Source organism: Kitasatospora putterlickiae (genome assembly GCF_039527695.1).
GTDB classification, from domain to species: domain Bacteria; phylum Actinomycetota; class Actinomycetes; order Streptomycetales; family Streptomycetaceae; genus Kitasatospora; species Kitasatospora putterlickiae.
Genome location: NZ_BAAAKJ010000133.1, coordinates 5,514 through 12,477 on the forward strand (window position 1 = coordinate 5,514; position 6,964 = coordinate 12,477).

General features: G+C 73.8%; 4 protein-coding genes and 1 pseudogene. 1 reads left to right on the top strand and 4 read right to left on the bottom strand.

Annotated features, from left to right (window positions below):
* The 4 genes and pseudogenes from ABD308_RS39685 to ABD308_RS14430 all read right to left on the bottom strand — a co-directional run.
* Positions 1–2,224, bottom strand: a pseudogene (locus tag ABD308_RS39685) (dynamin family protein); the annotation flags it as partial.
* Between the two features lie 103 nt (positions 2,225–2,327).
* Positions 2,328–2,924: a hypothetical protein gene (locus ABD308_RS14420; RefSeq protein ID WP_344333551.1), complete on the bottom strand. Its 597-nt coding sequence runs from the start codon at positions 2,922–2,924 to the stop codon at positions 2,328–2,330.
* A complete protein-coding gene (locus tag ABD308_RS14425) occupies positions 2,921–4,864 on the bottom strand; it encodes a coiled-coil domain-containing protein (RefSeq protein WP_344333553.1) in 1,944 nt (647 codons plus the stop codon). The genes ABD308_RS14420 and ABD308_RS14425 overlap by 4 nt, the downstream gene beginning before the upstream one ends.
* Positions 4,865–5,431: 567 nt before the next feature.
* Positions 5,432–6,259 (bottom strand): NAD-dependent protein deacetylase, encoded by an 828-nt coding sequence (locus tag ABD308_RS14430; RefSeq protein ID WP_344333555.1) that lies wholly within the window; start codon positions 6,257–6,259, stop codon positions 5,432–5,434.
* A 177-nt stretch (positions 6,260–6,436) separates the two neighbouring features.
* Here ABD308_RS14430 and ABD308_RS14435 point away from each other — a divergent pair, with 177 nt between their 5' ends.
* Positions 6,437–6,934 carry a phosphoribosyltransferase gene (locus ABD308_RS14435; protein ID WP_344333556.1) on the top strand — a complete coding sequence of 166 codons (498 nt, stop codon included), beginning with the start codon at positions 6,437–6,439 and terminating at the stop codon, positions 6,932–6,934.
* The last annotated feature ends 30 nt before the right edge of the window (positions 6,935–6,964 follow it).

Here is a 6,964-nt window from a genome sequence, read left to right on the forward strand (position 1 = left end):
CCGCCGTCGCGGTCGGCGGGAAGTACTCGGTGGTGGTGAGCACCTGCAGCTGGCTGACCCGGAAGTCCGGCGGCACCGGCGACTCGGGCAGCTGCGCGAAGAGGCTCTCCAGCCGCACCGCGGTCTCCTCGCGGGCGAGCCACTCGCGCGTCTCGCCGAGCACCTCCTCCTGCTCCGCCGCCCACGACTCGGCCCACGCGGTCAGCTGCTTCAGCGCGTCCTCGCGCAGCGCGGTCACCGTCCGCACGTAGTGGTCCTGGAAGGCCGTCGTGGTGTCGGCGTCCCGGTCCTGCGACTGCTTGGGCAGGTTCCGCAGGAACTCGTCCCGCAGGTGGGGCGGGAGCACGTCCACGTACGCGGGGATCTTCACGCCCGACACCGGGGCCTTGGTCACCACCCCGCCCTCGACGGCGGCGAACAGCTCGCCCCAGAGCGGCCAGGAGAACACCGCGGTGACCGCCTGCCGCTCCAGCCGGGCCAGCACCGATCCGCCGTTGCCCCGGCGGGCCCTCGCCGGGTTGCGGAGCTCGTTCAGCGCCGCCATCAGCCGGGCCGCGTCGGACCCCAGCCGCTCGAACCGCTCGATCAGTTCGGCGTGCTCCGGACTGCCCTCGGCGACCGTGTGCGCCCTGGTCCGCGCGTCCACCGTGCGCCACGCCCGGTGGGTGGTCCGGAACTGCTCGCCGACGGTACGGCGCTTGAGCCGTACGCCGTGCTCCTCGATGTGCCCGGCGATCATCGCCCGCAGCGCGAGCAGCCCGCCGTCGCGCGCGTACTCGCCGAGCTGGCGCACCCAGTGGTGGCCGGGGTCGGCGACCGCGATCCGGTGGGCCAGCGCACCCCACTCCCTGCGCCGGCGCGCCATCGCCTCGACCTCGTCGGCGTTCATCTCCGAGAGGTCCGCGAGCGTGCCGTCCAGCCCGGAGCCCTCGGTCGCGACCGCGGCGAGCACCGAGACCGGCAGCGCCCGCTCGATCCGGTCGAACAGCAGCTTGGTGGCGTCCACCCGGAACATGTGCAGCGCCTCGGACGCGGCCGTCACCGTGGCGCCGAGCGCCACCGCCTCGGCGGGCAGCTTCGGGGCGCTGGTGGTGTCCCACTTGTTGAAGGCCATCAGAATGCTGTCGGGGAGGGTGTCCCGGCCGTGGCCCTGCGACTCCATCTTCCCGTAGAACGTGCCGACCAGGCGGGAGCCCATCAGGTTGCCCCGGGACACCACGAGGATGGTCTCGACGTTCTTCAGCTGCGACAGGCACAGGTAGTCGTCGCGGCGCCCGGCCGCCCCGAGGCCCGGGAAGTCCAGCAACAGGGCGCCGCCGTCCAGCGAGTCGACCACGTCCCAGGTGCCGGGCCGCACCTCGACGTCCACGTCGATCCGGCGGATCAGCGGCGACAGCACGGCCCGGTACTCCTCGCCGAGCGCCGTCCCGGTGCGGGAGGCCTGCTCCAGCGCCGCCTCCAGGCCCTTCCGGTCGACCTTCTTGCGCAGCGGCGGCCGGGTCGGGTACGGCGCGCCGGGCTCGTCCGCCTGCCCCATGTCCGCCAGCGCCCGGGCGAGGGCGGTGGACATCCCGACCGTGCTGCCGAACAGGTCAGGGTCGACCGTCAGCAGCGCCTCGCTGAGCCGGTGCATCTCGCGGACGCTCTCACGCAGGGTCTCGTTGTCCTGCGGGTACGTCCAGAGCGCGTCGCGCGCCCAGGCGTCGAAGCGCTGCCAGGTCCGCGGATCGCGCCACAGCGGGGTGGCGTCGGTCGCCGGAGTGGCGACGGCGGCCAGGAACTCCTGGAGCGGCTTGCGGTCCAGCCCCTCCTTCTCCCGCTTGAAGTCGGCCGACAGCTCGTTCGCCATGTAGCCGAGGCAGCCCAGGACGTCGGCCGGGCTGAGGAGTTCGGCCACCGCGCGGTCACCGAGCGCGGTCGGCCGGCCCGGCGGCCCGCCGCGCAGCCGCAGGGCGGTCACCTGCGCGGTGGTCGCGCGGTTCGCGGTCGGCAGCAGGTCGGGCTTGCCCAGCAGGGCGCCGATCAGGCTGGACTTGCCGGCGGTGAACTCGCCGACCACGCCGATCGCCACCGGGGTGGTCGCGACCCTGATCAGCTCCTCCGTGTGGTGCAGGGCGTTGCGGAAGTCGTCGGTGGCCTCGTCCGGAACGTCCAGCGGATCCGGCACGACCTCTTTGACCTCCTGGGCGAACCGCAGTGCCTGTACCGGGTCGTCCCATATCACGGGCGTGCTCCTTCACGGGTGGTGCCGGGCGCGGGTGGCTTCGGTGGATGGCTTCGGTGGATGCCTTCGGCGGGGGAGTGCTGAGGCTTGGGCCGGGCGGGATTCAGGAGTTGTAGAGGAACAGCTCCATGCGCAGGGTGCCGGAGGCGGGCTTGAGGTCGAGGTAGCCCCGGTAGAACCCGGCGTCGTTCGGCAGTTGGGGGTGCCCGCCCCGTCGGACGGCGTCCGCCGCGGCCTCCGCGAAGACGCTGCTGGCGTCGGAGGTGGGTTTGCAGCCCCGGCAGCCGCCGTCCGTACCCCAGATGAAGACCAGGGCACCGCGCTGCTGCTCCCCGGTCAGCTGCTTGGCCAGCGCCTGGTCGACGGCCTCGTTGATCCGGCGGGCGGCGGCGGCCCGGCGGGCCGGACCGCCGTTCACCAGGTCGTCGGCCACCGACTGGTCGGCGAGCAGGGGCAGGTCGAGGCTCTGCGGGAGCATGCCGACCGGCGCCGCAGACGTCGGGGTGGGGATCGGGGCGGGCGGGGTCGGGGTCGGCGACGGGGCGAGGGTCGGGCCGGCGGTCGCGGTCGGTGTCGGTGGCGGGTCGGCGACGATGTCCCGGGCCGGGCTGCTCTGACCGCCGAGCACCACCAGCACCAGGATCAGCAGCAGGTCCGCGAAGAGCCAGCCCGCCAGGTGCGTGACGCCCGTGCCTCTCACGACCCGCTCCCCGGCTCCGCGGGACGCGGCCCCGCGGGGGGCACGTCGTCCGGTGGTGGGGCGTCGAATGGCGGCGGGGTGTCGTACGGCGGTGCGTCCCGTGATCCGGCGTCGTCCGGCTTGCCCAGGCGGACGACCGCGCGATCCAGGCCGCCGACACTCGCGTCGAGGGCGCCGACGCTGCCGTGGAGCGTGCCGACCGTCGCCCCGAGGCGTTCGGTGGTGCCGTCGAGGTTGCCGACCGCCGTGCCCAGGTGCTCCACCCCGGCGTCGAACACGCCGACGGTCGAGCCGAGGACGCCCGCGGTGCCGTCGAGCACGGTCACGGTGCCGCCCAGCGAATCCACGGTGCCGCCCAGGGTGACCACCGTGCCACCCAACGTCCCGACCGTGCCGCCGAGTTCGCCGACGCTGCCGTCCAGGGCGCCGACCGTGCCGCCGAGGGTGCCGACCGCCGAGTCCAGGGTGCCCACGGCGCGGGTGAAGTCGGTGAGCGCCGCCTCGACGGCGCCGCCGGCCTGCTGGAACTGCCGGCTGAGCTCGACCGCCGCGGTGGCGATGGCCAGGTGGTAGGTGCGGGCGATGTGGTCGGCGCCCGCGCCGAGGGTGTGCTCCAGCCAGCCGGTGAGCCCTTCGCCGGCCAGGCCCAACCGGTCGCCGGAGCGGTCCAGCGCGGCCGAGACGATCCGCAGCTCGTCCAGCAGTGCGGCGAGCGAGGCGTCGGCCCGTTCGGAGGCCTCGCCGACCAGCCGCTCGCCCTGGGTGGCGGCGCGGGTGACCAGCTCCTCGACGTTCTCGCCGATCTCGCCCATCCGCCGGCTCGCGGTGTCCGACAGCACCGTGACCGTCCGCGCCATCTCCTCGGACAGCTCCGCCACCGCCCGGACCGCCTCGTCACCGAGCGCGCCGACGGTCCGGGCCGAGGCGTCGGTGGCCTCGCGGATGTCCTGGACGCTCTCGGCGGCGGCCTGCGACAGCTCCTCCCGGGTGCGGGCGATCTCCTCCCGGACCAGCCGTGCCATGGCGTCGGCGGCGGCCGTGCTCCGCTCGGTGGCGGTGACCAGCCGGTCGCCGCTGACGGTGAGCCGACCGGCGGTGCCGTCCAGCACCGTGGACGCCTCGCCCAACCGCTCGGTGCTGCGCCTGGCGGTGCGCAGCAGTTCGGCGGTGCTGTCGGCGAGCGCGCTGGTGGCGGCGTGGGTGTCGGCGGCCCGGTCGAGCAGTGGGGTCAACTGCCCGGCGGCCCGGCTCAGTTCCGCCACGAACCGGGCCGGTGTCTCCAGCCGGGCGGCGGCCAGCAGCAGCTGGGCCTCCGTCAGCAGGGGCGGGAGCCGGGTGACGGCGGCGCCGAGCTCGTCCCGTCCGGCGCTGTCGCCGCGCCGGCGGATGAGTTCGGCGGCCAGTGTGGTGCCGAGCAGCAGGGCCAGGACGCCGATCGTCCACCACACCATGGCGCCGAAGGCGAACAGCCCGTTGAGGTGGCCGCCGAAGCCGTCCTGCCACAGGTCGAGGAAGGTCCGGCCGTCGGCGAGGTCCCGCCCCGCCTGGGTCGCGCGCAGTTCCTCGTACGCGGCGCTCGCGCGGCTGAGCCCGAACCAGGTGATGCCGAGCGGCACGAACACCAGCAGCGGCGGCGCGTGGGTGACCGCCTCCCGCAGCCAGGAGGCCCGGCCCGGCGGCCGGTCCGGAGCGCGGTACAGGTCGGGACGGCCGAACATCGCCATCAGGTCCAGTTGGGCCCAGGTGTCGACGTCGGCGGCCAGCGCGTCCTGCGCGTTCGCCGCGCGCGTCCTCCTGTCGGCCGGCGCGTGGCCGGCCCGTTCGTCCACCGCCAGGGCCAGCCCCCGGAGGCCCTTCCGGTGCGCGGCGAGGACGGGCAGGTCGGCGACGGCGCGCAGCAGGTCGCCGAGAGCGCCCTCCGCGACAGAATTCTGGCCCAAAACCGCCCCCCAGGCAGCGGGCCGCGACCGCTTCGTGCGGCGTCGGCACCGGAAGTCCAAGTGTGCACAGTTCCACCCCCGGCCGTGAACGCTTCCGACAAAGCCGGGGCGGCCAATTTCCGCGCTTAGGGCCGTTGTTCGGCTGCTCGCGAGGCTCCCGACACCTGGCCGGTCTTGTCATGTCCGGCCGCTCGGACACACTTCCGCGCAGGTACGCCGCTGATCCCGGGACGGTTCGCGGACGCCCCTCCGCCCGCCACCCGCCCCCGCGCAACGGTACAACTTGAGCCAGTCACAGAACGCCCCTGTCGGCGGTGGCCCGTAGGGCGCCCGCCCCGTGAACGTTGATGACCTTCCATGGCAGGCGCGTGGAGGCCCACGACCCGCCCCGGGGCCGTGCGGCGCTCCTCACGCTCCGGACACGACCGGACGAGGCCGGCCGATGACAGGCGGCGACCTCACCGCGATGCTCGCCGAACAGAACCCGGCATGCGGCCCCGCACGCGAGGCGCCATGTCAAGAATCTCGTCCGGTTCCCCGGGCCGACTCGGCCGATCTCCGATCGGCTCAGCGGGCGGCCAGGAGGCGGGCGGCCTCGGTCATGGTGGGGCCGAGGGGGAGGTCGAGGTGGAGGGCGGCGAGGTCGTCGGCGCGGGTGGGGCCCTGGTTGACGATGGCGACGGGGAGGTGGGCGCGGGCGGCGTGGCGGACGAAGCGCAGGCCCGACAGGACCGTGAGGGAGGAGCCGAGGACCACCAAGGAGCTCGCGGCGTCGACCAGTTCGTAGCAGGCCTCGACCCTGGCGGCGGGCACGTTCTCGCCGAAGAACACCACGTCCGGCTTGAGGACGCCGCCGCAGTCCGCGCAGGGCGCGACGCGGAAGCCCGCGGTCAGTTCCGGCGACAGCTGGGCGTCGCCGTCCGGGCGCAGGACGGCGTCGGGGTGGCGGAAGCCCCGGTTCAACTCGTCAAGTCGGGTGTCGAGTTCGGCCCGGGAGCTGGTGCGTCGGCAGTCGAGGCAGACCACCCGGTCGAGTCCGCCGTGCAGTTCCACGGCCTCGCGGGTGCCGGCCGCGCGGTGGAGTCCGTCGACGTTCTGGGTGATGACGGCCCCGATGTGTCCCGAGCGGCGAAGGAGCTCCACGGCGCGGTGGCCGGCGTTCGGCCTGGCCCGGGCGAAGGCCGGCCAGCCGGTGTGGCTGCGGGCCCAGTAGCGGCGGCGGGCGGCCTCGCTGCCGGTGAACTCCTGGAAGGTCATCGGGGTGCCGGTGCGGTGGCGACCGGTGGCGCCGCGGTAGTCGGGGATGCCGGACTCGGTGGACAGGCCCGCCCCGCTGAGCACCACCGCGCCGCGCCGGTCGAGCACCCTCACCAGACCCGCGAGCTCCGCTTCCATAGCGCCGAGGGTAACTCCGTCCGACCCCACCCACGCAGGGGGGCGTGCCACACGCCAAAGAATCTTCGTCTCCGGACGGTGGGACGACCCCACTTGAGGCGGTCGAGACCGAAGGATTTCCTGTCCCGGCCGGTCCCGCTGTTCGTGGTCGGGCCGATGACCGTGGAGAATGTCCGGGTGAGCGATGTACGAGAAGTCCTGGATTATCCGGCGTTCGGCCGGGCGGTGCGCGAGCTGGCGCAGGCGGTGGCGGATGACGGGTTCGAGCCCGATCTCATCCTGAGCATCGCCCGTGGTGGTGTGTTCGTGGCGGGTGGCCTGGCCTACGCGCTGGACTGCAAGAACATTCACCTCGTGAACGTCGAGTTCTACACGGGGGTGGGCACCACCCTCGACATGCCGGTGATGCTGGCACCCGTTCCCGAGGCGATCGACTTCACCGACAAGAAGGTCCTGATCGCCGACGACGTCGCCGACACCGGAAAGACGCTGAAGCTGGTGCGCGACTTCTGCCTCGGCCACGTCGCCGAGGTGCGCTCGGCCGTCATCTACGAGAAGTCGCACTCCCTCGTGCGGTGCGAGTACGTGTGGAAGCGGACCGACGACTGGATCAACTTCCCGTGGTCGACGGAGCCGCCGGTCGTCAAGCGCGCGGGTGGAGTCCTCGACGCCTGATCGGGGCCGCGCCGCACCCGGAAGCGCCCC